This window comes from Enterobacter sp. 18A13, from assembly GCF_007035975.1.
GTDB lineage: Bacteria > Pseudomonadota > Gammaproteobacteria > Enterobacterales > Enterobacteriaceae > Enterobacter > Enterobacter vonholyi.
Window position 1 is genome coordinate 4,076,338 of record NZ_AP019634.1, and the last position, 23,520, is coordinate 4,099,857.

The window sequence follows — 23,520 nt, forward strand, 5'->3', positions numbered from 1 at the left end:
GGCAGGGGCTTACTCCCCCTGCTGCTCCAGCGCATGCTTATACAGCGCATTTTTCTTCACGCCGTGAATTTCCGCCGCCAGCGCAGCGGCCTTCTTCAGCGGCAGTTCCGCCTGCAGCAGCGCCAGCGTGCGCAGCGCGTCGGCTGGTAGCGCGTCTTCTTCCGCCTTGTGCCCTTCGACAATCAGCACCATTTCACCCTTGCGGCGGTTTTCGTCTTCCTTCACCCACGCCATCAGCTCGCCCACCGGTGCGCCGTGGATGGTTTCCCAGGTTTTAGTCAGCTCGCGCGCCAGCACCACATAACGGCCTTCTCCCCAGACGGTCACCATATCTTCCAGGCTCTCCAGCAGGCGGTGCGTGGATTCGTAGAAAATCAGGGTGCGCGGTTCCGCTTCCAGGTCTTTTAAGACGTCGCGGCGGCCTTTGGATTTGGCAGGCAGGAAGCCTTCATAGCAGAAACGGTCAGACGGCAGACCTGCAGCGCTTAATGCAGCAATCGCGGCGCACGGGCCGGGCAGCGGCACAACGCGAATACCGGCTTCGCGACAGGTACGCACCAGGTGATAGCCGGGATCGTTGATCAGCGGCGTACCGGCGTCGGAGACCAGAGCAATGTTCTGCCCCTCTTTCAGCTTCGCCACCAGCGTTTCGGCTTTTTGTTGCTCATTGTGATCGTGCAAAGCAAACAAACGGGCGTTAATCGCGAAATGTTGCAGCAGCAGGCCGGTGTGGCGGGTATCTTCAGCAGCAATTAAATCAACAGCTTGCAGTACGGTGAGCGCACGTTGGGTAATATCAGACAAATTCCCGATAGGAGTAGGTACAATATAAAGCTGGCCTTGAGAATTATCTGCCGTTTCGTGTTGTTTCATTGTTTCGTCCGTATTGCCGATTTAATATTGAGCATTGCGTAAAAAAAATCACTGGATACAGTATGGTACCGTTAACGTTTCTTCGAAAAAAAGCCACGCGCAGCGTGCCGCTTCTGCTGGCAGCCCTGATCTTTGCAGGCTGTGGCATCCAGGCACCTGACCAGAGCACCGCCCATCTTCAGGGTTCTGCTCAGGCTGATTCTGGCTTTTATCTGCAGCAAATGTCGCAGAGTTCAAATGATACCAAGACCAACTGGCAATTACTCGCCATTCGTGCACTGCTGAAAGAGGGTAAAACCCAGCGGGCTGCCGAACTGTTTAACCAGTTGCCGAAAGATCTTAACGACGCCCAGCGTCGCGAGCAGAGCCTGCTCTCTGCCGAGCTGAAGGTCGCGCTGAAAGATTACGCCGCCGCGAAGAAGATCCTCGGGGACATTGACGTGAGCGCGCTGGATAAAAACCAGCAGGCTCGCTTCTGGCAGGCGGGCATTACCGCTGAGCAGGGGCGCCCTTCCCTGACGCTGCTCCGCGCCCTCATCGCGCAAGAGCCGCTGCTCGGCGGTGCCGAAAAGCAGAAAAATATTGATGCCACCTGGCAAGCGCTGGCTTCGATGACGCAGGAACAGGCGCAGGCTCTGGTCATCAACGCCGATGAAAACGTTCTTCAGGGCTGGCTGGATCTGCAGCAGATGTGGTTTAACAACCGCAGCGATCCAAAGATGCTGAAAGCCGGTATTACGGACTGGCAGACACGCTACCCGCAAAACCCGGGTGCGAAAATGCTGCCAACCCAGCTGGTGAACGTACAGAACTTTAAGCCAGCGTCCACCAGCAAAATCGCCCTGCTTCTGCCGCTCAACGGCCAGGCGGCGGTGTTTGGCCGTACCATTCAGCAGGGCTTTGAAGCAGCGAAAAACGGTACTACGTCGGTAACCGGCAGCGCAGTTCCCGCTCAGGCAGCCCAGGCGGCTAACGTGAGTGATGTTGTCAGCCCATCCGCCGCCGAGACCAGCGACCTGACCACAGCGCAAGCTCCGGCGCAGGGCACGATGCAAAACCCGGTGACGGCCCCGACGACGCCTCAGGCTACAGCTGCACCGGCTACAACAACACCAGCTACGGCAGCACCTGCGACCCAGGCTCCGGCCGAGACCCAAGCGGCACCAGCACCTGACGCAACGGCAGAACAGCCTCAGCAGCAGACTGCACAACCCGCGGCCCAGCCTGCCGATCAGCCGCAGGCCGTAGCAACCACCAGCGCCAACCCGGGCGCTGAGGTGAAAATTTACGACACCAGCTCGCAGCCGCTTGACCAGGTTCTGGCTCAGGTTCAACAGGATGGGGCGAGCATCGTTGTCGGTCCGCTGCTGAAAAACAACGTGGAAGAGCTGATGAAGAGCAATACCACGCTGAACGTGCTGGCGCTCAACCAGCCTGAGCAGGTTCAGAACCGGGCCAATATCTGCTACTTCGCGCTTTCCCCTGAAGATGAAGCCCGCGATGCGGCGCGTCATATTCACGAGCAGGGTAAGCAGGCTCCGCTGCTGCTCATCCCACGCAGCGCGCTGGGCGATCGCGTGGCCAATGCCTTTGCCGATGAGTGGCAGAAGCTGGGCGGCGGCGTCGTGCTGCAGCAGAAATTCGGCTCCGTCTCTGAACTGCGTGCGGGCGTAAACGGTGGAGCGGGTATCGCGCTTAACGGCAGTCCTGTCACCGCGAGCCTGCCGCAGCAACAGGGCGTGACGATTGGCGGCCTGACGATCCCGGCCCCGCCTACCGACGCGCAGATTAGCGGTGGCGGTAAAGTGGATGCGGCCTATATCGTTGCCACGCCGCAGGAGATCGCCTTTATCAAACCGATGATCGCGATGCGTAACGGCAGCCAGAGCGGCGCAACGCTCTACGCCAGCTCACGCAGCGCGCAGGGCACCGCCGGCCCGGATTTCCGTCTGGAAATGGACGGTCTGCAGTACAGCGAAATCCCGATGCTGGCTGGCAGCAATCCGGCGCTGATGCAGCAGGCGCTGAGTGCCGTACGTAACGATTATTCTCTGGCGCGTCTGTATGCGATGGGTGTCGATGCATGGGCGCTGGCGAACCACTTTACCCAGATGCGCCAGGTGCCGGGCTTTGAGCTTAACGGCAATACCGGCGATCTGACCGCCACCCAGGACTGCGTGATCAACAGGAAGTTATCATGGCTCAAATACCAGCAGGGGCAGATCGTCCCGGCCAGTTAAGCCGAAAAGAGACCGGCGATGCGTGGGAATTAAAGGCGCGTCGCTGGCTTGAAGGCAAAGGACTTCGTTTTATCGCCGCCAACGTCCGCGGGCGCGGCGGCGAAATCGACCTGATCATGAAAGACGGTCAGGTCACCGTGTTTGTAGAAGTCCGCTTTCGACAGTCCTCTCGTTTTGGCGGTGCTGCCGCCAGCGTGACGCTCGCCAAACAACATAAATTATTACAGACTGCCCACTTGTGGCTTGCCCGCCATAATGGGAGTTTTGATACTGTGGATTGCCGGTTCGATGTGATAGCCTTCACCGGAAATGAGATCGAATGGCTTAAAAACGCTTTTGGCGAAGACGCATAATTAAGATTTAAAAGGGATAACGTGCTCGAAAGAATTAAAGTGTGCTTCACAGAAAGCATCCAGACTCAGATTGCCGCGGCGGAAGCCCTTCCGGATGCTATCTCGCGTGCCGCAATGACGCTGGTGCAATCCCTGCTAAACGGCAACAAAATCCTCTGTTGTGGCAACGGCACGTCAGCCGCCAACGCACAGCATTTTGCTGCCAGCATGATCAATCGCTTTGAAACAGAACGCCCAAGTTTACCTGCCATTGCACTTAATACCGATAATGTGGTCTTAACGGCGATTGCTAACGATCGTCTGCATGACGAAATTTACGCAAAGCAGGTGCGAGCTCTGGGTCATGCCGGAGATGTGCTGCTGGCCATCTCCACGCGCGGCAATAGCCGGGATATTGTCAAAGCCGTTGAAGCCGCCGTCACCCGCGACATGACCATCGTGGCCTTAACCGGCTATGACGGGGGTGAGCTGGCGGGTCTGCTTGGGCCGCAGGATGTGGAAATCCGCATTCCTTCTCACCGGAGCGCACGTATTCAGGAGATGCATATGCTCACGGTGAACTGCTTATGTGACTTGATCGATAACACGCTTTTCCCTCACCAGGATGATTAAGGAGTTCTTATGAAGGCTTTATCGACCCTCGCAGTCCTTATGTCTGCATTACTGCTTCAGGGATGTATCGCTGCAGCCGTTGTGGGTACCGCCGCGGTAGGCACCAAAGCGGCAACCGATCCGCGCACCGTGGGAACGCAGGTGGATGACGGTACGCTGGAGCTGCGCGTCAACAGTGCGCTGTCGAAAGACGAACAAATCAAGAAAGAAGCGCGTATCAACGTGACGGCTTATCAGGGCAAAGTGCTGCTGGCAGGTCAGGCACCGAATCTGGAGCTCGCCTCTCGTGCGAAACAGATTGCGATGGGCGTAGAAGGGACCACTGAGGTGTTTAACGAAGTGCGTCAGGGCAAGCCAATTGGCCTGGGTGATGCCTCTTCCGATACCTGGATCACCACCAAAGTACGCTCCCAGCTGCTGGGCTCGGACCAGGTGAAATCCTCCAACGTGAAGGTGACGACAGAAAACGGTGAAGTGTTCCTGCTAGGTCTGGTGACCGAACGTGAAGGGAAAGCGGCGGCCGATATCGCCAGCCGGGTGAGCGGCGTGAAGCACGTCACTACTGCGTTTACTTACATCAAGTAAGCTACACCCGACTGTAAGCCCGGTGAGCGCTCGCGCCACCGGGCTTTTTTTCACATCAACGCAATACTCCCCACTATCACCCCGCTCAACGCCACCAGCCCTGCGGTCAGCCACAGCGCTTTCGCCGGGAATGACTTACGCAGCATAATCAGCGACGGCAGGCTGATGGCAGGCAGCGTGATGAGCAATGCCAGCGCCGGCGCGGTGCCCATACCGGCCAGCATCATGGTCTGAACAATGGGAATTTCTGCGGCTGTAGGGATCACAAACAGGCAGCCTGCAACGGCCATCGCAATGACCCACAACAGCGTGTTATCGATAGCGCCATCCGCATGCGGGAAGAGCCAGACGCGCGCCGCCCCGAGAACCAGTACCGCCAGGATATAGACCGGGATGGTGCTCCAGAAAAGCTGCCATAGCGCCTTGCCCCAGCGTGCGAAGAAACCGCCCTGCGGCTCGCTAACGTCCAGCTCAACAGACGCGGACTCTGGCGCCTTATCCTTCACCAGATTCTGCACCAGCGTCGCCACCACCAGCACGGTCAGCAGTCCGGCCACCAGACGAATGAACGCAAAATGCCAGCCCAGTACAAAGCCCATAAACATCAGCGTTGCCGGGTTGAGCAGCGGGTTGCCCATCCAGAACGCCAGCGCGCCGCCCATCGACACGCGCTGGCGACGCATTCCAGCAGCCACAGGCGCGGCGCAACAGGAGCACATCATCCCCGGCAGGGAGAAGATCGTTCCCAGCAGCGTACCCTGAAAGCGCGGCTGTCCAAGGGTTTTCACCAGCCAGTTGCGCGGGATCAGCACCTGAATCAGTGAGCCCAGGATCACGCCTAAGACCGCGGCCTTCCAGACGGCAAGAAAGTAGACCATGGCATAGTCCCACGCCGCCTGAAGCGGGCTGGCATCAGCCTGAGCGAGAATAGATTTACCGATGCTGTGCGTTTCGGCGGCGGTGAAGGCTTTACCGTAGTACGGCTGCCATTTCACGTACCAGAGGCCAACAATGACCACGAGAAAGAAGAGTGCGGGCTTCCACCATTGAACAGGTGTTGCCGCCTGAGATGAAGACTGACCAGTCATAGCATTCCCCGGAGAGTATGAGTAATTAGCCGGGGGAGTTTACGCCTCGCCCTGCGCGATTTCACGCAGTTTTGCCGAAGGGATAATGTTTACGCCCGCTTTCGACGGGGCCAGTCCCTCTTTTAACAGGACACGCGCGACGTCCCGCGCCTCGATGGCTTTCCAGTTGCCGGGAAGGATGCGAAACAGCGGGGCCATGATCGACTCGTTAAAGCGGCGCTCGTCCCGGTGGCCGATCAGCATTGAGGGGCGCACAATCGTCAGTTGCTCCCATTTCTGCGCAATCAGCGCATCCTCCATCTTGCCCTTCACCTTGTTGTAGAAGAAAGGCGATCCGGCACTGGCGCCCAGCGCGCTGACCACCAGAAAATGTCTGGCCCCCAGCTTTTTCGCCGTGAGCGCGGTGTCCACCACCAGCGTGTAGTCGGCGTGGATAAATGCCTCTTTGCTCCCCGCCTCCCGCCGCGTGGTGCCCAGACAGCAAAAGGCGATATCAATCGGGTCCTGCACCTGCGCCAGCGCATCCGTCAGCTGAGGATCGTGCGGGTTAAAGACGCCGGAGATGTCCGCCATCGGTCGACGCGTCGGGGCGGCGATGTAGTTCACGCGGCGATCCTGAATCAGCAGCCGCAGCAGGTGATCGCCCACTAGCCCGGTAGCACCCGTAATCAATACCTGACTCATCTTATCCCCTTTACAGAATTGTCCGTTTGCGAACTCAGCGTCGTCGACCACACTTAGAAGTCTGTTACAGGTAAGTATTTACCACAAGCGGAGAAAAATCAGTCTGAAGCCAAAACAACGGAGGAAGCATGGGCAAGAAAATCGCAGTCTTGATTACCGACGAGTTTGAAGATTCAGAATTCACCTCTCCTGCAGAGGCGTTCCGCAAGGCGGGACATGAGGTCATCACCATTGAAAAAGAGGCGGGCAAAACGGTGACAGGCCATAAGGGCGAGGCCAGCGTGACCATCGACGAGACCATCGATAACGTTAGCCCCTCAGATTTCGACGCCCTGCTGTTACCCGGCGGCCATTCACCGGATTCCCTGCGCGGGGACGAGCGTTTCGTGACCTTTACCCGGGACTTTGTTTCTACCGGCAAACCGGTCTTTGCCATCTGCCACGGCCCGCAGTTGCTCATCAGCGCAGAAGTGGTCCGCGGGCGTAAGCTCACTGCGGTGAAACCGATCGTTATCGATCTCAAAAACGCGGGTGCTGAGTTTTACGATCAGGAGGTGGTCAACGACAAAGACCAGCTGATCACCAGCCGGACCCCGGACGATCTCCCGGCGTTTAACCGCGAAGCGCTACGCCTGCTCGGCGCGTAGCCAGTGCAGCTTCTTGCCAAAGCCCAGGGTGTTGTCGGTAAATTTCAGCTCATCGAGGCGGATTTCCCACACCGGGGCTTTTAGCGCAGCGGCAACCGGAAAGCGGCGCGTGTAGTGCTTACGACGCGCGTCGCTCTCTTCTCCGTCCAGACGACGGATCTCCCCTTTAAACTGCACGCCGCGGATCAGCGCGACCGTTTTCGGCTGGCCGTTCACCGTGCCCGCGACCTTAGCCTGCTGGCCGGTCATCTGCGCATGACGCGTTTTGTCTTCACTCATAACATAAAACGCGACGCGCTCCGGATCGTAGTAGTAAAACGCGTTTGCGCACCACATCTCACCCTCGCTGTAGACGCACCAGGTGACGACGTGCTGCTTCGCCAGCCAGCGGTTGATGGCTGCCAGTGTTTCCATTTTCGTTCTCTCTCATGCTATGGTGCGTTCACCTTAACATACTGAATCTGTTTACCGTGTGCTGGTTTCTCTATCTTGTCCGAACCGCTGATAACGCACTCTACACCGGGATAACCACCGATGTGGCGCGGCGTTTTTTACAACATCAAACGGGGAAAGGGGCAAAAGCGCTGCGAGGGAAAGGGGAATTACAGCTCGCCTTTTCGGCGCCCGTCGGTGACCGATCGCTGGCACTCAGGCTGGAATACCGCATCAAACAGCTGACGAAGCGCCAGAAAGAGCGCCTCGTGACCGGAGACGGCTCCTTTGAGGCGCTACGCGAGAGCCTGATTAAAAGCGGTTGAAATGGTCGTGGTACTCGACAAGCCCATTGACGCCGTTAAGCGCGTCGTCCGCCAGACGGTGTACCTGGAAAGCGGATTCCGTACCCGGCCAGCGGCAGCGCAGATCGTAATGCGCGGCCTGCTCGAAGCCTAAACGGCCATAGAACGCCGGATCGCCCAGCGCAACAACGGCCGCATAGCCGAACTCATTGAGCGAATCCAATCCTTCATAGACCAGCTGACGCGCCAGCCCTTGCCCGCGATAGCTTTCATCTACCGCCAGAGGTGCCATACCGACCCACTGCAGCTCTTCGCCCTGAACGGTGACCGGACTGAAGGCAACATAGCCCACCACCTGACCTTCGTCATCGGTGGCAACCAGCCCCAGCGTAATCAGGCCGTCTTCGCGAAGATCGTGGACCAGTTGGGCTTCGGCATCGCTCGTAAAGGCTCGGCGCAACAACGCATCGATCCCCGGCGCATCAATCCCAATTTCGACTCGAATCAGCATGGCTCACCTACTGAAGTGTGTTTACCGTCCGGCGGGGTTTTCAGCCCGGCCTCAACGAAATCTGCCATTTGCATTAGCATCACGCGCAGCGCTTTCGGCATCTGCTCCAGCTCAATGGCATCCATTAAATTCTTCACGTACAGGCCCAGCTCCGTGTCGCCTTCAATCACCAGACGGCGCTGGAAGAAGAGCGTGTCCGGATCCTGCTTGCGCGCGGCGATCATCAGCAGATCGCTGGCGTTGGCGCTAAAGCTCACATCCGCCTCGGCGGTTTCGCGTACGATGAGCTGGTCATTCTCAACGGAGGTAAACCAGCGCAGCCCGATGTCACGCACCTCAATGCTTAACCAGCGGCCTTCCAGGAACTCCAGCTCGCCATCCTGCAGCGCCTGGCGGAACTGCCAGCTCAGGACCTGCTCCAGCACCTGGCGTTTAAGCGCGAACGGCGCCAGCTTGACCGGCACGCTCAGCATTGATGGACCAAATTGTACGAGACGTGAACGCAGTTTATCCAGCACGAGCTTTACTCCCTGATATCTATAGTCCTGCTATTTTGCCATATCCGAAGCGCAACATAGCGGCGTAAATCAACAAACCATCGTCCGTCGTACCTCATTATTGGTGCCATCAATACGCCATTAGCTGCCTTAAATCAAAAATTGTCGCGTATGGGTTAATTAAAATCCCAGCTCGTTAACATTTTTGCGATCGACAACATCAGGATAAATTATGGAGCTGCTCTGCCCAGCCGGAAATCTTCCGGCGCTTAAGGCGGCCATCGAAAATGGGGCCGATGCGGTCTATATCGGGCTGAAAGATGACACCAACGCCCGCCATTTTGCCGGCCTCAACTTTACGGAGAAAAAGCTTCAGGAAGCCGTTAACTTCGTTCACCAGCACCGCCGCAAGCTGCATATCGCCATCAATACCTTTGCTCATCCTGACGGCTACGCCCGCTGGCAGCGCGCGGTGGATATGGCGGCACAGCTGGGTGCCGATGCGCTGATTCTGGCCGACCTAGCTATGCTTGAGTATGCGGCAGAACGCTATCCCCATATTGAGCGCCACGTCTCTGTTCAGGCATCTGCCACCAACGAAGAGGCCGTGCGTTTTTATCACCGAAACTTTGACGTGGCCCGCGTGGTGCTGCCGCGCGTGCTCTCTATTCATCAGGTTAAGCAACTCGCGCGCGTCACGCCAGTGCCGCTGGAAGTTTTTGCCTTTGGCAGCCTGTGCATTATGGCCGAAGGCCGTTGCTATCTTTCCTCGTATTTGACCGGCGAGTCGCCGAATACCGTCGGGGCCTGCTCCCCTGCCCGCTTCGTTCGCTGGCAACAAACGCCGCAGGGGCTGGAATCTCGTCTGAATGAGGTGCTGATTGACCGCTATCAGGATGGTGAAAACGCCGGTTATCCGACGCTGTGTAAAGGCCGCTATCTGGTCGACGGCGAGCGCTACCACGCGCTCGAAGAGCCTACCAGCCTTAATACGCTCGAGCTGCTGCCTGAACTGCTGGCGGCCAATATTGCCTCGGTGAAAATCGAAGGTCGTCAGCGCAGCCCGGCCTACGTGAGCCAGGTGGCGAAAGTGTGGCGTCAGGCCATCGACCGCTGCATGGCGGACCCGCAGAACTACGCCCCGCAGCAGGCCTGGATGGAAACGCTCGGATCGATGTCCGAAGGCACGCAAACCACGCTGGGCGCGTATCACCGTAAATGGCAGTGAGAAAATCATGAAATATTCATTAGGGCCGGTGCTTTACTACTGGCCAAAAGAGACGCTGGAAGATTTTTACCAACAGGCTGCCTCCAGCAGCGCCGATGTGATTTACCTCGGCGAAGCGGTGTGTAGCAAACGCCGCGCCACCAAAGTGGGCGACTGGCTTGATATGGCGAAAAACCTGGCCGGCAGCGGCAAACAGGTCGTGCTCTCCACGCTCGCGCTGGTGCAGGCCTCTTCTGAACTGGGCGAGCTGAAACGCTACGTAGAGAACGGCGAGTTCCTGCTGGAGGCGAGCGATCTCGGCGTGGTGAACATGTGCGCCGAACGCAGGCTGCCGTTTGTCGCGGGCCATGCCCTTAACTGTTATAACGCCGTGACCCTGCGCCTGCTGCTCAAACAGGGGATGACGCGCTGGTGTATGCCTGTTGAGCTCTCCCGCGACTGGCTGGCAAACCTGCTGACCCAGTGCGAAGAGTTGGGCATTCGTAACAAGTTTGAAGTGGAAGTGCTGAGCTACGGGCATCTGCCGCTGGCCTATTCCGCCCGCTGCTTTACCGCACGCTCGGAAGACCGTCCAAAAGACGAGTGCGAAACCTGCTGTATTAAGTACCCAAACGGACGCAGCATGCTGTCCCAGGAGAACCAGCAGGTGTTTGTTCTCAACGGCATTCAGACCATGAGCGGCTATGTCTATAACCTCGGCAACGAGCTGGCGTCTATGGACGGGCTGGTGGATATGGTGCGCCTGTCACCGCTTGATAACGGCGTGTTTGCGATGCTGGATGCCTTCCGCGCCAACGAAAACGGTGCTGCTCCGCTGCCGCTTACGGCAAACAGCGACTGTAACGGCTACTGGCGACGGCTCGCAGGACTGGAACTTCAGGCCTAAAAAAGGCTCACTTTGTTAACAACGGTTATCATTTTTTAATGCAGTATTAAAGATTCACCGTCGACAAAGTGAGCTGTTATGACTGACAAAACCATTCCGTTTTCGGTGCTGGATCTGGCGCCGATCCCACAAGGCTCCTCGGCAAGAGAAGCCTTTTCGCACTCTCTGGATCTGGCTCAGCTGGCCGAAAAGCGTGGCTATCACCGCTACTGGCTGGCCGAACACCACAACATGGTGGGCATCGCCAGCGCAGCCACCTCGGTACTGATTGGTTATCTGGCGGCAAACACCACCACACTGCACCTGGGATCCGGCGGCGTGATGCTGCCAAACCACGCTCCGTTGGTGATCGCCGAGCAGTTTGGGACCCTGAATACCCTCTATCCGGGCCGTATCGATTTAGGGCTTGGCCGTGCGCCGGGCAGCGACCAGCCGACCATGCGTGCCCTGCGTCGCCATATGAGCGGCGATATCGACAACTTCCCGCGCGACGTGGCCGAACTGGTGGACTGGTTCGACGCGCGCGATCCGAACCCGCACGTGCGTCCGGTACCGGGCTACGGCGAGAAGATCCCGGTGTGGCTGCTGGGCTCGAGCCTCTACAGCGCGCAGCTTGCCGCCCAACTGGGGCTACCGTTTGCATTTGCCTCGCACTTCGCGCCGGATATGCTGCATCAGGCGCTGCATCTCTACCGCACGAACTTCAAACCGTCCGAGCGTCTGGAGAAGCCGTACGCGATGGTGTGTATCAACATCGTTGCCGCCGACAGCAATCGCGACGCGGAATTCCTGTTTACCTCCATGCAGCAGGCGTTTGTGAAGCTGCGTCGCGGTGAAACGGGCCAGCTTCCGCCACCGGTGGAGAATATGCATCAGCTGTGGTCAGCCTCCGAACAGTATGGCGTGCAGCAGGCGCTGAGCATGTCGCTGGTAGGCGATAGAGCGAAAGTGCGTCACGGGCTGGAGGCGGTACTGCGCGAAACGCAGGCGGATGAAATTATGGTTAACGGCCAGATTTTCGATCACCAGGCGCGTTTGCACTCGTTTGAGCTGGCGATGCAGGTGAAAGAGGAGTTGGTGGGGTAGGTTTTTGCCGGATGGTGGCTTCGCCTTATCCGGCCTACGCGATCCCTGTAGGCCCGGTAAGCGTAGCGCCACCGGGCTTTGCGTTTACTGATACACAGGCAGCAGGTTAAAAGTCGACAGCACGTGGACCAGTGCGTTACCTACCCCAAACACCAGGATCAGTGCAATCATCGGCTTGCCGCCCCAGACGCGGAATTTCGGGCTGCCGAAGCGTTTACGTGATTTACGTGCCAGCAGCGCGGGCACAATTGCCGCCCAGATGGTTGCCGCCAGCCCTGCATAGCCGATGGCGTAAAGGAAACCGTTCGGCCACAGCAGGCCGCCCACAATCGGCGGCAGGAAGGTCAGCAGCGCGGTTTTGAAGCGCCCCATCGCAGAATCATCAAAGCCAAACAGATCCGCCAGGTAGTCAAACAGGCCCAGCGTCACGCCGAGGAAAGAGCTCGCCACCGCAAAGTTAGAGAAGATAACCAGCAGCAGATCCAGGCTGCGGCTGTTCAGCACGCCGCTCAGCGCCTGCACCAGCACGTCAATGTTACCGCCCTTCTGGGCAATGCCGATAAATTCCGGACGCGGGATGTTGCCCATCGTCCCCAGCAGCCAAATCACATACAGCCCCAGCGCCAGCAGCGTTCCATAGACCAGACACTTCACAATGGTACGCGGATCTTTGCCGTAGTACTTCATCAGGCTCGGCACGTTACCGTGGTAGCCGAACGACGCCAGACAGAACGGCAGGGTCATCAGCAGGTAAGGCGTGTAGGAGGTGTTCACTTCGGCGACGTTAAACAGCGTGGCGGGCGTCACGTGCCCCAACAGACTGCCGAAGGTCAGGAAGAAGGTGATGACCTTCGCGCCCAGTACGATTGCCGTCATACGACTCACCGCTTTGGTACTCATCCAGACGATAAACGCCACAGCCAGCGCAAAACATAGCCCCGCCAGACGCGCCGGAACGTTCAGCGACATCTCCGAGAAGGTGTGATGCAGAATCGAGCCGCTCGCTGAAATATACGCGTAGGTGAGGATATACAGCACAAACGCGATGGACAGCCCGTTCACCAGATTCCAGCCTTTGCCCAGCAGATCTTTGGTGATGGTGTCGAAACTGGAGCCAATCCTGTAGTTCAGGTTCGCCTCGAGGATCATCAGCCCGGAATGGAGCATACAGAACCAGGTAAAGACCAGCGCGGCCAGCGACCAGAAGAACCACGCACCGGACATGACCACGGGCAGGGAAAACATCCCGGCACCTATAATGGTTCCGCCGATGATCACCACGCCGCCAAGCAGCGAAGGTGACGTTTGGGTGGTGGTTAGTGTCGCCATACAGCCTTTTCTCCAGTCAATCATACGGTTCTGCATTTTAATGTGACGCACTGTACCAGTACAGGAGTACAAAAGGAATAAAAAAAGCCCCGATCGCATGAATCGGGGCTGTATATTTTACTTTACGTCAGAAGCGTAAGGCTTACGCGTCACCGAAACGACGACGGCTGGAGCCTTCTTCACGACGCGGGCCACGGCTTTCGCGGCGCTCGCCGGAGAAACGACGACCTTCACCACCGCGACCTTCGCTGCGACCGCCTTCACGACGCTCGCCGCCGAAACCGCGACCACCGCCACGACGTTCGCCGCCACGGTCAGGACGTGGCTGTGCATCGCCCAGCAGCTGCATGTTCATCGGCTTGTTCAGGATGCGGGTACGCGTAAAGTGCTGCAGTACTTCACCCGGCATGCCTTTTGGCAGCTCGATGGTAGAGTGGGATGCGAACAGCTTGATGTTACCGATGTAACGGCTGCTGATGTCGCCTTCGTTAGCGATCGCGCCAACGATGTGACGAACTTCAACGCCATCATCACGGCCCACTTCAATGCGGTACAGTTCCATGTCACCTGCGTCGCGACGTTCACGACGTGGACGGTCTTCACCACCACGCTCTGGACGGTCACCACGTGGGCCACGATCGTTACGGTCGCCACGACGTTCGAAGCGATCGTCACGGTCACGGAATTCACGCTTAGGACGCATCGGCGCATCTGGTGGCACGATCAGGCTACGTTCGCCCTGAGCCATTTTCAGCAGTGCTGCGGCCAGGGTTTCCATGTCCAGCTCTTCGCCTTCAGCAACAGGCTGAATCTGCGACAGCAGCGCACGGTACTGATCCAGATCGCTGCTTTCCAGCTGCTGCTGTACTTTAGCGGCGAATTTTTCCAGACGGCGTTTGCCCAGCAGCTCTGCGTTTGGCAGGTCCGCTTCTGGAATGGTCAGCTTCATGGTGCGTTCGATGTTACGCAGCAGACGACGCTCGCGGTTCTCAACGAACAACAGCGCACGGCCAGCACGACCCGCACGACCGGTACGGCCGATACGGTGAACGTAAGACTCGGAATCCATCGGGATGTCATAGTTAACAACCAGGCTGATACGCTCAACGTCCAGACCACGTGCTGCCACGTCGGTTGCAATCAGGATATCCAGACGACCGTCTTTCAGACGCTCCAGAGTCTGCTCACGCAGAGCCTGGTTCATGTCGCCGTTCAGCGCTGCGCTGTTATAGCCGCTACGCTCCAGGGCTTCAGCCACTTCCAGGGTCGCGTTTTTGGTGCGAACGAAAATAATCGCCGCATCAAAATCTTCCGCTTCCAGGAAACGTACCAGCGCTTCGTTTTTACGCATGCCGTACACAGACCAGTAGCTCTGGCTGATGTCCGGGCGAGTGGTTACGCTGGACTGAATACGCACTTCCTGCGGATCTTTCATGAAGCGTTTGGTGATACGACGAATCGCTTCTGGCATGGTGGCAGAGAACAGCGCGGTCTGATGACCGTCCGGGATCTGCGCCATGATGGTTTCGACGTCTTCGATGAAGCCCATACGCAGCATTTCATCTGCTTCATCCAGCACCAGGCCGCTCAGTTTAGAGAGGTCCAGAGTACCGCGCTTCAGGTGATCCAGCAGACGGCCCGGCGTACCGACAACAATCTGTGGACCCTGGCGCAGGGCGCGTAACTGCACGTCATAACGCTGGCCGCCGTACAGGGCTACCACGTTTACGCCGCGCATATGTTTAGAGAATTCCGTCATTGCTTCTGCAACCTGAACAGCCAGTTCACGGGTTGGAGCCAGGACGAGGATCTGCGGTGCACGCAGGTCCGGATCAATGTTGTTCAGCAGCGGCAGCGAGAATGCTGCAGTTTTACCGCTACCAGTCTGGGCCATGCCCAGCACGTCACGACCAGAAAGCAGGTGTGGGATACACTCAGCCTGGATCGGAGATGGTTTTTCGTAACCCAGATCGTTAAGGGCTTCAAGGATAGGAGCCTTCAGGCCCAGATCTGCAAAAGTGGTTTCGAATTCAGCCATGTAGTACGAGTGCCTCAATGTCAATGGCGGCCAGTCTACTTAGCTCATCGTGAAAATGATTAGCAATTTTCATTGAAAAGTGTGAACCGGCTCAAAGTAGGTGTATTGACGAACAACAACGCCCTCACCAGTTAAGGTGATGGCAATCAAAAGATTACGGGCTGATGTTTATGTCGTCAGCTATTGCTGGTCCGATTCTGCCAGGTCGTCATGCTCCTGGCCCAAGAGCGATAATTCCAACAATGCATAACGGTGCTCAACGAAGTTGTGTACGTTGTTAGCAACCGCTAATTTGAACAGTGCCGTAGCGCTGTCCATATCCCCCAGACTTAGGTAGTACTTACCTAAATAGAAGTTGGTTTCACTGAGATGCTCAGCGAGCGAGGTGTTATCCGTTGCGTCCGCCTTGAGGCGTTCCATCAGCGTTGCTTCGCTAATGTTGCCCAGGTAGAACTCGACAATGTTCCATCCCCACTGTTCCTTGTCCGATTTATCGAAGCGCTGTTTCAGTGCCTCTTTTGCCTGCTTCTCATCGAGCTTCCGCTCAACGATGTAAAGCCACAGGCTACGGAAAGGATCATTAGGATCGTCTTGATAAAACGCCAGCAGATCATCTTGCGCTAACTTGTCACGACCGCCGTAATACAATGCGATACCGCGATTCAAGTGCGCGTAGTTGTAAGTTGGATCAAGCTCAAGTACAGAATCAAACGCTTCATAGGCAGCATCAAAATTGCCTGCCTGCGTTAAATAAATGCCTAAGTAATTGAATACTTCAGGCATATCAGGTCGGATAGCCAGCGCTTGTGAAAAATCATTTCGCGCCAATGCCCTCAGACCGAGACTATCATACAACACTCCGCGCTCATATAAAAGCTGTGCGCGTTCGTCATCGGTTAAAGCCCGACTGGCAAGTATTTGTTCCATGCGTGCCAGGATCACTTCCTGCTGCAAAGTCGGTTGCAATGGCACTGCGAGGACTTCGCTCTTACGCCAGGCAGAGTTGCTGCATCCTGCCAGCGTTAAAGCTGTCGCAACGAAACACCAGCGCAAAAAAGGCTTCATTTCCCACTCCCGAAGACAACTATTGGATGAACGTCCTGTCCCCCGGCGGCTTAACAAGGCGTCCTGCCTGATAATAGGCCCTCCGCAAAGCAGAGGGCAAATGGCAACTTACTCGCCTTGCTGTTCTGCTGCCTGTGCTTCTGGCGCAGCAGCTGGCTGAGACTGCTCGGTTGCTTCTTTAATGCTCAGACGGATACGGCCCTGGCGATCGACTTCCAGAACTTTAACCGGCACTTCCTGACCCATCTGCAGGTAATCGGTCACTTTCTCAACGCGCTTGTCAGCGATCTGAGAGATGTGAACCAGACCTTCTTTACCGCCACCGATGGCAACGAACGCGCCAAAGTCAACGATACGGGTCACTTTACCTGCATACACACGGCCCACTTCGATTTCTGCAGTGATTTCTTCGATGCGACGGATCGCGAATTTCGCTTTCTCGCCGTCGGTTGCTGCGATCTTCACAGTACCGTCATCTTCGATTTCGATGGTGGTGCCGGTCTCTTCGGTCAGCGCACGGATTACGGAACCGCCCTTACCGATAACATCTTTGATCTTGTCTGGATTGATCTTGATGGTGTGAATACGCGGTGCGAATTCAGAGATATCACCGCGTGGCGCGTTGATAGCCTGTTCCATCACGCCCAGGATGTGCAGACGTGCACCCTTAGCCTGGTTCAGCGCAACCTGCATGATCTCTTTGGTGATACCTTCAATTTTGATATCCATCTGCAGCGCAGAGATACCGTCGCGGGAACCCGCTACTTTGAAGTCCATATCGCCCAAGTGGTCTTCGTCGCCCAGAATGTCAGACAGAACAACATAGTTGTCGCCTTCTTTCACCAGGCCCATTGCGATACCCGCAACGGCGGCTTTGATTGGCACGCCTGCATCCATCAGCGCCAGAGAGGCACCACACACGGAAGCCATGGAAGAAGAACCGTTAGATTCTGTGATTTCAGACACCACACGTACGGTGTATGGGAATTTGTCTGCTTCTGGCATCACTGCCAGCACGCCGCGCTTCGCCAGACGACCGTGACCAATTTCACGACGCTTCGGTGAGCCAACCATGCCGGTTTCACCTACGGAGTACGGAGGGAAGTTGTAGTGGAACAGGAAGCTGTCAGTGCGCTCGCCCATCAGTTCGTCGATGATCTGCGCGTCACGGGCTGTACCCAGGGTCGCGGTAACCAGCGCCTGCGTTTCACCACGGGTGAACAGCGCAGAACCGTGAGTACGTGGCAGCACGCCAGTACGCACGTCCAGACCACGGATCATGTCTTTTTCACGGCCATCGATACGCGGCTCGCCAGCCAGCACGCGGCTACGAACAACGTTTTTCTCAATAGCGTGCAGGATTTCGCCAATTTCGTTAGCGTCCAGCGTTTCGTCTTCGGCAACCAGGGTCGCGGTTACTTCAGATTTGATCACGTCAACCTGAGCGTAACGCTCCTGTTTGTCGGTGATGCGGTATGCATCGCTCAGACGAGATTCTGCCAGTGCAGCAACACGTGCGTTCAGCGCGTCGTTGGCCGCTTCTGGCTGCCAGTCCCAACGTGGTTTACCGGCTTCTTTCACCAGGTCGTTGATGTTCTGGATAACAACCTGCTGCTGGTCATGGCCGAAGACCACAGCGCCCAGCATCTGGTCTTCGCTCAGCAGTTCAGCTTCGGATTCAACCATCAGCACAGCGGCTTCGGTACCCGCAACCACCAGGTCCAGCTTACTTTCTTTCAGCTCTTCCTGAGTTGGGTTCAGCACGTACTGGTCGTTGATGTAACCCACGCGCGCGGCACCGATTGGACCATTGAATGGAATACCAGAAAGTGACAGGGCTGCGGACGCACCGATCATCGCCACGATGTCCGGGTTAACCTGTGGGTTAACGGAAACAACGGTCGCGATAACCTGCACTTCGTTGACGAAGCCTTCAGGGAACAGCGGGCGAACCGGGCGGTCAATCAGACGCGCGATCAGGGTTTCGCCTTCGCTTGGACGGCCTTCACGACGGAAGAAACCACCCGGGATTTTACCGGCAGCGTAGGTACGCTCCTGGTAGTTAACGGTCAGCGGGAAGAAGTCCTGACCTGGTTTAGCTTTTTTCTGGCCCACAACGGTAACGAATACCGCAGTGTCATCCATGCTTACCATAACGGCAGCAGTCGCCTGACGTGCCATCATGCCGGTTTCCAGCGTGACAGTATGTTGACCATACTGGAATTTACGAACGATCGGATTCAGCAAAGTTCTGTCCTTTCTTAAATGTTTGACAGCACACCGCCGGTGTGCTGTCGATTTAACCCGACCTTCTTCGCATCCTCGCGACTAATGACAACCAACACCCCCATGGGTGAAGCCTCTCATTAGCCGCGCGAACCTCTGCAATGAAGATCATTTATAGCAACAATACAATAGTTTCCAGTGAATTGCTGCCGTCTGCTTGAAAAAAGGGGCCATCAGGCCCCCTTTTCTGAAACTCGCAAGAATTAGCGACGCAGACCCAGACGCTCGATCAGCGCGGTGTAGCGTGCAACATCTTTACGTTTCAGGTAGTCGAGCAGTTTACGACGCTGAGAAACCATACGCAGCAGACCACGACGGCTGTGGTGATCTTTTTTGTGCTCTGCAAAGTGACCCTGCAGGTGGTTAATCTGTGCAGTCAGCAGTGCAACCTGAACTTCGGTAGAACCGCTGTCGTTAGTACCACGACCAAACTCAGAAACGATTTTAGCTTTAGCTTCAACGCTTAGAGACATTTTCAAACTCCAAAGTATAAAGAATGTAAGGATGCCGATCTCTAATTCAGCGATCCCATGTACGCCCCGCAGATTGTTAAACAATTTACCAGGCGTTAAGCGGCGATATTCTACTCGTCTCCCCTGCTTATCGCAAGGTGAGCCGTTATCACCGTCACGCGTCGACCGGATATTCGACGACCAGACGACGCGGCGCAACGCGCCCTTCGCCATCCATTTCGCCCATGCCGATGAATTTCCCTTCGTCACCTTCAGTCACGCGTACCAGGCCTTCCAGCGGCGCATCTGACGTACGAACCGGGTTGCCGTTCTTAAAGTAAACGGACGATGTTAAAGGAAGATTAACAACCGGGAAGTCCGCAGCCGGACTGTCCATCGGCATCAGCAGTGGGTCGAGCAGCTCTGCCGGCGCGATCCCCTGAGATTCCGCCTGTTCAACCAGCTCGCGCAGATGTTCCAGGGTCACCATTCGCTCCACCGGGTACTTGCTCACCGCAAGGCGACGCAGGTAAATCACATGCGCGCCGCAGCCCAGCTTTTCACCGAGGTCATCAATGATGGTGCGAATATAGGTCCCTTTCGAACAGTGCACTTCCAGCTCCAGCTCATCACCTTCGTGGCGAATAAAGAGCAGCTCATACACGGTAATCGGACGGGCTTCACGCGGGACGTCAATACCCTGGCGCGCATATTCGTAGAGTTTTTTGCCCTGATACTTCAGCGCCGAATACATCGACGGCACCTGCATCGTATCCCCACGGAAGCTCTCCAGCGCCGCATCAAGCTGCTTCGCACTGAAGGTCACCGGACGCTCTTCCACGACCTGGCCATCCGCGTCGGAGGTATCCGTGCGCTGGCCCAGCTTAGCGATAACGCGGTAACGCTTATCGGAGTCGAGCAGGTACTGGGAAAACTTTGTCGCCTCTCCCAGGCAGATCGGCAGCATGCCAGTTGCCAGCGGATCGAGCGCGCCGGTGTGGCCCGCACGGTTGGCGTTAAAAATACGCTTCACTTTTTGCAGCACGTCGTTGCTGGAAGCGCCCTGGGGTTTATCCAGCAGCAGCACACCATGCACGTCGCGACCACGACGACGAGGACGACTCATCAGTCCTCCTTGCTGTCGTCCGCCGGGTTAACACGACGCTCATCGTCATGTTTAACCACGCTGGTCACCAGGTTGGACATACGCATACCTTCGACCAGCGAGTTGTCGTAGAAGAAAGTCAATTCAGGCACGATACGCAGGCGCATCGCCTTGCCGAGCAGAGAGCGGATGAAACCAGAAGCTTCCTGCAGCGCTTTAATGCCGTTCTTCACTGCGGCTTCGTCCTGATCGTTCAGGAAGGTGACGAACACTTTTGCATAGGCCAAATCGCGGGACATTTCTACACCGGAAACGGTGGTCATCATGCCGACGCGCGGGTCTTTGATTTCACGTTGCAGAATGAGTGCGATCTCTTTCTGCATTTCCTGCGCTACGCGCTGAGGGCGACCAAATTCTCTCGCCATAATAAATTCTCCAGACAAAAAAGGGGCTAAAGCCCCTTTTTGAAATTATTGCCGGGTGGCGCGAGGCGATCCCGGCTTACAATCGGAAATTAAGCGATGGTACGCTGAATTTCGATGATCTCGAACACTTCGATCATATCGCCAACGCGAACGTCGTTGTAGTTCTTCACGCCGATACCACATTCCATGCCGTTACGGACTTCGTTAACGTCATCTTTGAAGCGGCGCAGGGATTCCAGCTCGCCTTCGTAGATAACCACGTTGTCACGCAGTACACGGATTGGGTTGTGACGCTTGATGTTACCTTCGGTAACCATACAGCCCGCGATCGCACCGAATTTCGGTGATTTGAACACGTCACGTACTTCAGCCAGACCGATGATCTGCTGTTTCAGCTCAGGAGACAGCATGCCGCTCATCGCTGCTTTCACTTCGTCGATCAGGTTATAGATGACGGAGTAGTAACGCAGATCCAGGCTTTCGGATTCAATCACTTTACGCGCAGAGGCATCCGCACGAACGTTGAAGCCAACCAGGATAGCGTTGGAGGCAGCAGCCAGGGTCGCGTCGGTTTCGGTGATACCACCTACGCCAGAACCGATGATCTTCACTTTCACTTCGTCGGTAGACAGTTTCAGCAAGGAGTCGGAGATCGCTTCCACAGAACCCTGAACGTCGGCTTTCAGAACGATGTTCACTTCGTGAACTTCGCCATCGGTCATGTTGGCAAACATGTTCTCGAGTTTAGATTTCTGCTGACGAGCCAGTTTAACTTCACGGAATTTGCCCTGACGATACAGTGCCACTTCACGCGCTTTCTTCTCGTCACGCACCACGGTCACTTCGTCACCAGCAGCCGGAACACCGGACAGACCCAGGATTTCCACTGGAATGGACGGACCTGCTTCCAGCACTTCCTGACCCAGTTCGTTACGCATCGCACGAACGCGACCGTATTCGAAACCGCACAGAACGATATCGCCTTTATGCAGCGTACCTTCGCGAACCAGAACGGTAGCAACCGGGCCACGTCCTTTATCCAGGAAGGATTCGATAACCGCACCGCTCGCCATACCGTTACGGATGGCTTTCAGCTCCAGAACTTCGGCCTGCAGCAGGATCGCGTCCAGCAGTTCGTCGATACCGGTACCCGCTTTCGCAGACACGTGTACGAACTGGCTTTCGCCGCCCCACTCTTCCGGCAGGATACCGTACTGGGAAAGTTCGTTTTTAACACGATCGGGATCCGCTTCTGGCTTATCGATCTTGTTCACTGCAACCACAACCGGCACACCCGCTGCTTTCGCGTGCTGGATAGCTTCGATGGTCTGTGGCATCACGCCGTCGTCTGCAGCAACAACCAGAACAACGATATCCGTCGCCTGAGCACCACGAGCACGCATTGAGGTAAACGCGGCGTGGCCTGGGGTATCCAGGAAGGTGATCATACCGTTGTCAGTTTCTACGTGGTATGCACCGATGTGCTGAGTAATACCACCCGCTTCGCCAGAGGCAACCTTGGTAGAGCGAATGTAGTCAAGCAGCGAGGTTTTACCGTGGTCAACGTGACCCATGATGGTCACTACCGGTGCGCGCGGTTCTGCCGCAGCACCTGTGTCACGGTCGCTCATTACTGCTTCTTCCAGCTCGTTTTCACGACGCAGGATAACTTTGTGGCCCATCTCTTCCGCAACCAGCTGTGCGGTTTCCTGATCGATCACCTGGTTGATGGTTGCCATCGCGCCCAGCTTCATCATTGCTTTGATGACCTGAGAGCCTTTAACCGCCATCTTGTTCGCCAGTTCGCCAACGGTAATGGTTTCGCCGATCACAACGTCACGGTTAACGGCCTGAGCCGGCTTCTGGAAGCCCTGCTGCAGAGCGGAACCTTTACGCTTGCCGCCTTTACCACCGCGAACAGCCGCGCGTGCTTCTTCACGGTCAGCTTTGGATTCCGCGTGCTTGTTACCTTTTTTCGCCGGACGCGCTGCTTTTGCATTACGACCACGGCCACGGCCGCCTTCTACTTCACGGTCGTTATCATCTTCAGCCTGACGTGCGTGCTGAGAAGTGGTCACGTGATAGTCGCTGGTGTCTTCAGACTGCTCAGCGGTATCAACACCGTTCTTCTCATTTTCTTCTGCCATGCGACGCGCTTCTTCGGCGACGCGGCGAGCTTCTTCTTCCAGCTTACGGCGGGCTTCTTCTTCCGCTTTACGCTTCAGCTCGGCAGCTTCATTTTCACGGCGGGCTTTTTCAGCCTGGGCGGTTTTGGTCATTTCGTCTGTCTGTTGATTGCTCACTTTGTCTTTTTCCGCAGCGTCACGCTTCACTTTATCACTTGCGTCGCGTTTCGCTTTTTCTGCGGCCTCACGTTCAGCTTTTAATTCTGCTTCACGTTTGGCGGCTGCTTCCGCCTCACGCTGAGCTTGTTCTTCCGCTTCACGCTGTGCCTGCTCTTCCGCGGCAAGGCGTTCTGCCTCTTGCGGATCACGTTTTACAAAGGTGCGCGTCTTGCGGACTTCAATTTGTACCGATTTGCTTTTGCCACCGGTACCAGGGATGTTTAACGTGCTACGCGTTTTGCGCTGCAGCGTTAACTTGTCAGGCGTAGAGCCGTGTTCACGGTTCAGGTGCGTTAACAAGGTTTGTTTTTCTTGCGCGGTTACCGAGTCATCAGCGGACTTCGGGATCCCTGCATCAGCAAATTGCTGTACCAGGCGGTCCACGGAGGTCTGAATCTCAGCAGCCAGCGATTTTACAGTTACATCAGTCATGCTGTTCCTTCCTGCT

24 protein-coding genes are annotated in these 23,520 nt (G+C 56.5%); 9 read left to right on the plus strand and 15 right to left on the minus strand.

The annotated features are described in order from the left end of the window. Window positions 1–9: 9 nt before the first annotated feature. Entirely contained in the window at window positions 10–873 is an 864-nt protein-coding gene (gene rsmI / locus FOY93_RS19645; RefSeq protein ID WP_143345579.1) for a 16S rRNA (cytidine(1402)-2'-O)-methyltransferase, read from the minus strand. A 62-nt stretch (window positions 874–935) separates the two neighbouring features. Here rsmI and FOY93_RS19655 point away from each other — a divergent pair, with 62 nt between their 5' ends. The 4 genes from FOY93_RS19655 to dolP are packed head-to-tail and all read left to right on the plus strand — an operon-like array spanning window position 936 to window position 4,663. Beyond that, entirely contained in the window at window positions 936–3,113 is a 2,178-nt protein-coding gene (locus FOY93_RS19655) for a penicillin-binding protein activator (RefSeq protein WP_136195039.1), read from the plus strand. Next, window positions 3,071–3,466, plus strand: coding sequence for a YraN family protein (locus tag FOY93_RS19660; RefSeq protein WP_111964949.1), 396 nt, complete (start codon window positions 3,071–3,073; stop codon window positions 3,464–3,466). The genes FOY93_RS19655 and FOY93_RS19660 overlap by 43 nt, the downstream gene beginning before the upstream one ends. 21 nt (window positions 3,467–3,487) lie before the next feature. Beyond that, a complete protein-coding gene (gene diaA / locus FOY93_RS19665) occupies window positions 3,488–4,078 on the plus strand; it encodes a DnaA initiator-associating protein DiaA (protein ID WP_003861754.1) in 591 nt (196 codons plus the stop codon). 9 nt (window positions 4,079–4,087) lie between these two features. Further along, on the plus strand, window positions 4,088–4,663 hold the full coding sequence (gene dolP, locus FOY93_RS19670; protein WP_111964950.1) for a division/outer membrane stress-associated lipid-binding lipoprotein: 576 nt from the start codon (window positions 4,088–4,090) through the stop codon (window positions 4,661–4,663). Window positions 4,664–4,713: 50 nt separating this feature from the next. Here dolP and FOY93_RS19675 read toward each other — a convergent pair whose 3' ends face one another. Together FOY93_RS19675 and FOY93_RS19680 are read right to left on the minus strand one after the other, a co-directional pair. Then, window positions 4,714–5,751: a permease gene (locus FOY93_RS19675; RefSeq protein ID WP_143345580.1), complete on the minus strand. Its 1,038-nt coding sequence runs from the start codon at window positions 5,749–5,751 to the stop codon at window positions 4,714–4,716. Window positions 5,752–5,790: 39 nt separating this feature from the next. Further along, window positions 5,791–6,435 carry an NAD(P)H-binding protein gene (locus FOY93_RS19680; RefSeq protein ID WP_143345581.1) on the minus strand — a complete coding sequence of 215 codons (645 nt, stop codon included), beginning with the start codon at window positions 6,433–6,435 and terminating at the stop codon, window positions 5,791–5,793. A 128-nt stretch (window positions 6,436–6,563) separates the two neighbouring features. Here FOY93_RS19680 and FOY93_RS19685 point away from each other — a divergent pair, with 128 nt between their 5' ends. After that, window positions 6,564–7,082 (plus strand): type 1 glutamine amidotransferase domain-containing protein, encoded by a 519-nt coding sequence (locus tag FOY93_RS19685; protein ID WP_115876340.1) that lies wholly within the window; start codon window positions 6,564–6,566, stop codon window positions 7,080–7,082. Here the strand turns inward: FOY93_RS19685 and FOY93_RS19690 are convergent. Further along, complete coding sequence (locus FOY93_RS19690) at window positions 7,062–7,496, minus strand: YhbP family protein (protein WP_008501485.1); 435 nt, start codon at window positions 7,494–7,496, stop codon at window positions 7,062–7,064. The two genes, FOY93_RS19685 and FOY93_RS19690, sit on opposite strands and share 21 nt — an antisense overlap. A 14-nt stretch (window positions 7,497–7,510) precedes the next feature. Here FOY93_RS19690 and FOY93_RS19695 point away from each other — a divergent pair, with 14 nt between their 5' ends. Further along, window positions 7,511–7,840, plus strand: a complete 330-nt coding sequence (locus FOY93_RS19695; protein ID WP_115876341.1) for a GIY-YIG nuclease family protein — start codon at window positions 7,511–7,513, stop codon at window positions 7,838–7,840. Here FOY93_RS19695 and FOY93_RS19700 read toward each other — a convergent pair. Together FOY93_RS19700 and ubiT are read right to left on the minus strand one after the other, a co-directional pair. Continuing rightward, window positions 7,827–8,330: a GNAT family N-acetyltransferase gene (locus FOY93_RS19700; RefSeq protein WP_136195037.1), complete on the minus strand. Its 504-nt coding sequence runs from the start codon at window positions 8,328–8,330 to the stop codon at window positions 7,827–7,829. The genes FOY93_RS19695 and FOY93_RS19700 overlap by 14 nt on opposite strands. Next, the gene (gene ubiT, locus FOY93_RS19705; RefSeq protein WP_024906374.1) at window positions 8,324–8,848 is read right to left on the minus strand and encodes a ubiquinone anaerobic biosynthesis accessory factor UbiT; all 525 of its coding nucleotides are present in this window, start codon (window positions 8,846–8,848) and stop codon (window positions 8,324–8,326) included. The genes FOY93_RS19700 and ubiT overlap by 7 nt, the downstream gene beginning before the upstream one ends. Window positions 8,849–9,059: 211 nt before the next feature. Here ubiT and ubiU point away from each other — a divergent pair, with 211 nt between their 5' ends. The 3 genes from ubiU to FOY93_RS19720 all read left to right on the plus strand — a co-directional run bounded on the left by ubiU (window position 9,060) and on the right by FOY93_RS19720 (window position 12,027). After that, complete coding sequence (gene ubiU / locus FOY93_RS19710) at window positions 9,060–10,055, plus strand: ubiquinone anaerobic biosynthesis protein UbiU (RefSeq protein ID WP_021242249.1); 996 nt, start codon at window positions 9,060–9,062, stop codon at window positions 10,053–10,055. Window positions 10,056–10,062: 7 nt separating this feature from the next. Continuing rightward, window positions 10,063–10,941 (plus strand): U32 family peptidase, encoded by an 879-nt coding sequence (locus tag FOY93_RS19715; RefSeq protein ID WP_111964957.1) that lies wholly within the window; start codon window positions 10,063–10,065, stop codon window positions 10,939–10,941. Between the two features lie 78 nt (window positions 10,942–11,019). Next, the gene (locus FOY93_RS19720; RefSeq protein WP_143345582.1) at window positions 11,020–12,027 is read left to right on the plus strand and encodes a luciferase-like monooxygenase; all 1,008 of its coding nucleotides are present in this window, start codon (window positions 11,020–11,022) and stop codon (window positions 12,025–12,027) included. A gap of 84 nt (window positions 12,028–12,111) precedes the next feature. Here the strand turns inward: FOY93_RS19720 and mtr are convergent, their stop codons facing one another. The 9 genes from mtr to infB form a co-directional block, all read right to left on the minus strand. Beyond that, window positions 12,112–13,356, minus strand: coding sequence for a tryptophan permease (mtr, locus tag FOY93_RS19725; protein ID WP_115876390.1), 1,245 nt, complete (start codon window positions 13,354–13,356; stop codon window positions 12,112–12,114). A gap of 142 nt (window positions 13,357–13,498) precedes the next feature. Beyond that, window positions 13,499–15,394 (minus strand): DEAD/DEAH family ATP-dependent RNA helicase, encoded by a 1,896-nt coding sequence (locus tag FOY93_RS19730; RefSeq protein ID WP_133295200.1) that lies wholly within the window; start codon window positions 15,392–15,394, stop codon window positions 13,499–13,501. Next, window positions 15,387–15,467, minus strand: coding sequence for a protein YrbN (yrbN, locus tag FOY93_RS24130; RefSeq protein WP_100122156.1), 81 nt, complete (start codon window positions 15,465–15,467; stop codon window positions 15,387–15,389). The genes FOY93_RS19730 and yrbN overlap by 8 nt, the downstream gene beginning before the upstream one ends. A 107-nt stretch (window positions 15,468–15,574) precedes the next feature. Beyond that, window positions 15,575–16,459: a lipoprotein NlpI gene (gene nlpI / locus FOY93_RS19740; RefSeq protein ID WP_032642338.1), complete on the minus strand. Its 885-nt coding sequence runs from the start codon at window positions 16,457–16,459 to the stop codon at window positions 15,575–15,577. Between the two features lie 108 nt (window positions 16,460–16,567). Continuing rightward, entirely contained in the window at window positions 16,568–18,706 is a 2,139-nt protein-coding gene (gene pnp, locus FOY93_RS19745; protein WP_008501475.1) for a polyribonucleotide nucleotidyltransferase, read from the minus strand. Between the two features lie 242 nt (window positions 18,707–18,948). Further along, window positions 18,949–19,218 (minus strand): 30S ribosomal protein S15, encoded by a 270-nt coding sequence (rpsO, locus tag FOY93_RS19750; protein WP_003861789.1) that lies wholly within the window; start codon window positions 19,216–19,218, stop codon window positions 18,949–18,951. A gap of 154 nt (window positions 19,219–19,372) precedes the next feature. Beyond that, window positions 19,373–20,323 (minus strand): tRNA pseudouridine(55) synthase TruB, encoded by a 951-nt coding sequence (gene truB, locus FOY93_RS19755; RefSeq protein ID WP_133295202.1) that lies wholly within the window; start codon window positions 20,321–20,323, stop codon window positions 19,373–19,375. Then, window positions 20,323–20,727, minus strand: coding sequence for a 30S ribosome-binding factor RbfA (rbfA, locus tag FOY93_RS19760; protein ID WP_136195033.1), 405 nt, complete (start codon window positions 20,725–20,727; stop codon window positions 20,323–20,325). Before rbfA ends, truB begins: the two co-directional genes overlap by 1 nt. A gap of 89 nt (window positions 20,728–20,816) precedes the next feature. After that, on the minus strand, window positions 20,817–23,504 hold the full coding sequence (gene infB, locus FOY93_RS19765; RefSeq protein ID WP_008501472.1) for a translation initiation factor IF-2: 2,688 nt from the start codon (window positions 23,502–23,504) through the stop codon (window positions 20,817–20,819). Window positions 23,505–23,520: the final 16 nt, after the last annotated feature.

Bases quoted from the DNA above. Each gene is read 5' to 3' on its own strand.
- rsmI (WP_143345579.1), bottom strand. From the start codon at position 873: ATGAAACAACACGAAACGGCAGATAATTCTCAAGGCCAGCTTTATATT.
- FOY93_RS19655 (WP_136195039.1), top strand. From the start codon at position 936: ATGGTACCGTTAACGTTTCTTCGAAAAAAAGCCACGCGCAGCGTGCCG.
- FOY93_RS19660 (WP_111964949.1), top strand. From the start codon at position 3,071: ATGGCTCAAATACCAGCAGGGGCAGATCGTCCCGGCCAGTTAAGCCGA.
- dolP (WP_111964950.1), top strand. From the start codon at position 4,088: ATGAAGGCTTTATCGACCCTCGCAGTCCTTATGTCTGCATTACTGCTT.
- FOY93_RS19675 (WP_143345580.1), bottom strand. From the start codon at position 5,751: ATGACTGGTCAGTCTTCATCTCAGGCGGCAACACCTGTTCAATGGTGG.
- FOY93_RS19680 (WP_143345581.1), bottom strand. From the start codon at position 6,435: ATGAGTCAGGTATTGATTACGGGTGCTACCGGGCTAGTGGGCGATCAC.
- FOY93_RS19685 (WP_115876340.1), top strand. From the start codon at position 6,564: ATGGGCAAGAAAATCGCAGTCTTGATTACCGACGAGTTTGAAGATTCA.
- FOY93_RS19690 (WP_008501485.1), bottom strand. From the start codon at position 7,496: ATGGAAACACTGGCAGCCATCAACCGCTGGCTGGCGAAGCAGCACGTC.
- FOY93_RS19695 (WP_115876341.1), top strand. From the start codon at position 7,511: ATGCTATGGTGCGTTCACCTTAACATACTGAATCTGTTTACCGTGTGC.
- FOY93_RS19700 (WP_136195037.1), bottom strand. From the start codon at position 8,330: ATGCTGATTCGAGTCGAAATTGGGATTGATGCGCCGGGGATCGATGCG.
- ubiU (WP_021242249.1), top strand. From the start codon at position 9,060: ATGGAGCTGCTCTGCCCAGCCGGAAATCTTCCGGCGCTTAAGGCGGCC.
- FOY93_RS19715 (WP_111964957.1), top strand. From the start codon at position 10,063: ATGAAATATTCATTAGGGCCGGTGCTTTACTACTGGCCAAAAGAGACG.
- FOY93_RS19720 (WP_143345582.1), top strand. From the start codon at position 11,020: ATGACTGACAAAACCATTCCGTTTTCGGTGCTGGATCTGGCGCCGATC.
- mtr (WP_115876390.1), bottom strand. From the start codon at position 13,356: ATGGCGACACTAACCACCACCCAAACGTCACCTTCGCTGCTTGGCGGC.
- FOY93_RS19730 (WP_133295200.1), bottom strand. From the start codon at position 15,394: ATGGCTGAATTCGAAACCACTTTTGCAGATCTGGGCCTGAAGGCTCCT.
- yrbN (WP_100122156.1), bottom strand. From the start codon at position 15,467: ATGAAAATTGCTAATCATTTTCACGATGAGCTAAGTAGACTGGCCGCC.
- nlpI (WP_032642338.1), bottom strand. From the start codon at position 16,459: ATGAAGCCTTTTTTGCGCTGGTGTTTCGTTGCGACAGCTTTAACGCTG.
- rpsO (WP_003861789.1), bottom strand. From the start codon at position 19,218: ATGTCTCTAAGCGTTGAAGCTAAAGCTAAAATCGTTTCTGAGTTTGGT.
- truB (WP_133295202.1), bottom strand. From the start codon at position 20,323: ATGAGTCGTCCTCGTCGTCGTGGTCGCGACGTGCATGGTGTGCTGCTG.
- rbfA (WP_136195033.1), bottom strand. From the start codon at position 20,727: ATGGCGAGAGAATTTGGTCGCCCTCAGCGCGTAGCGCAGGAAATGCAG.
- infB (WP_008501472.1), bottom strand. From the start codon at position 23,504: ATGACTGATGTAACTGTAAAATCGCTGGCTGCTGAGATTCAGACCTCC.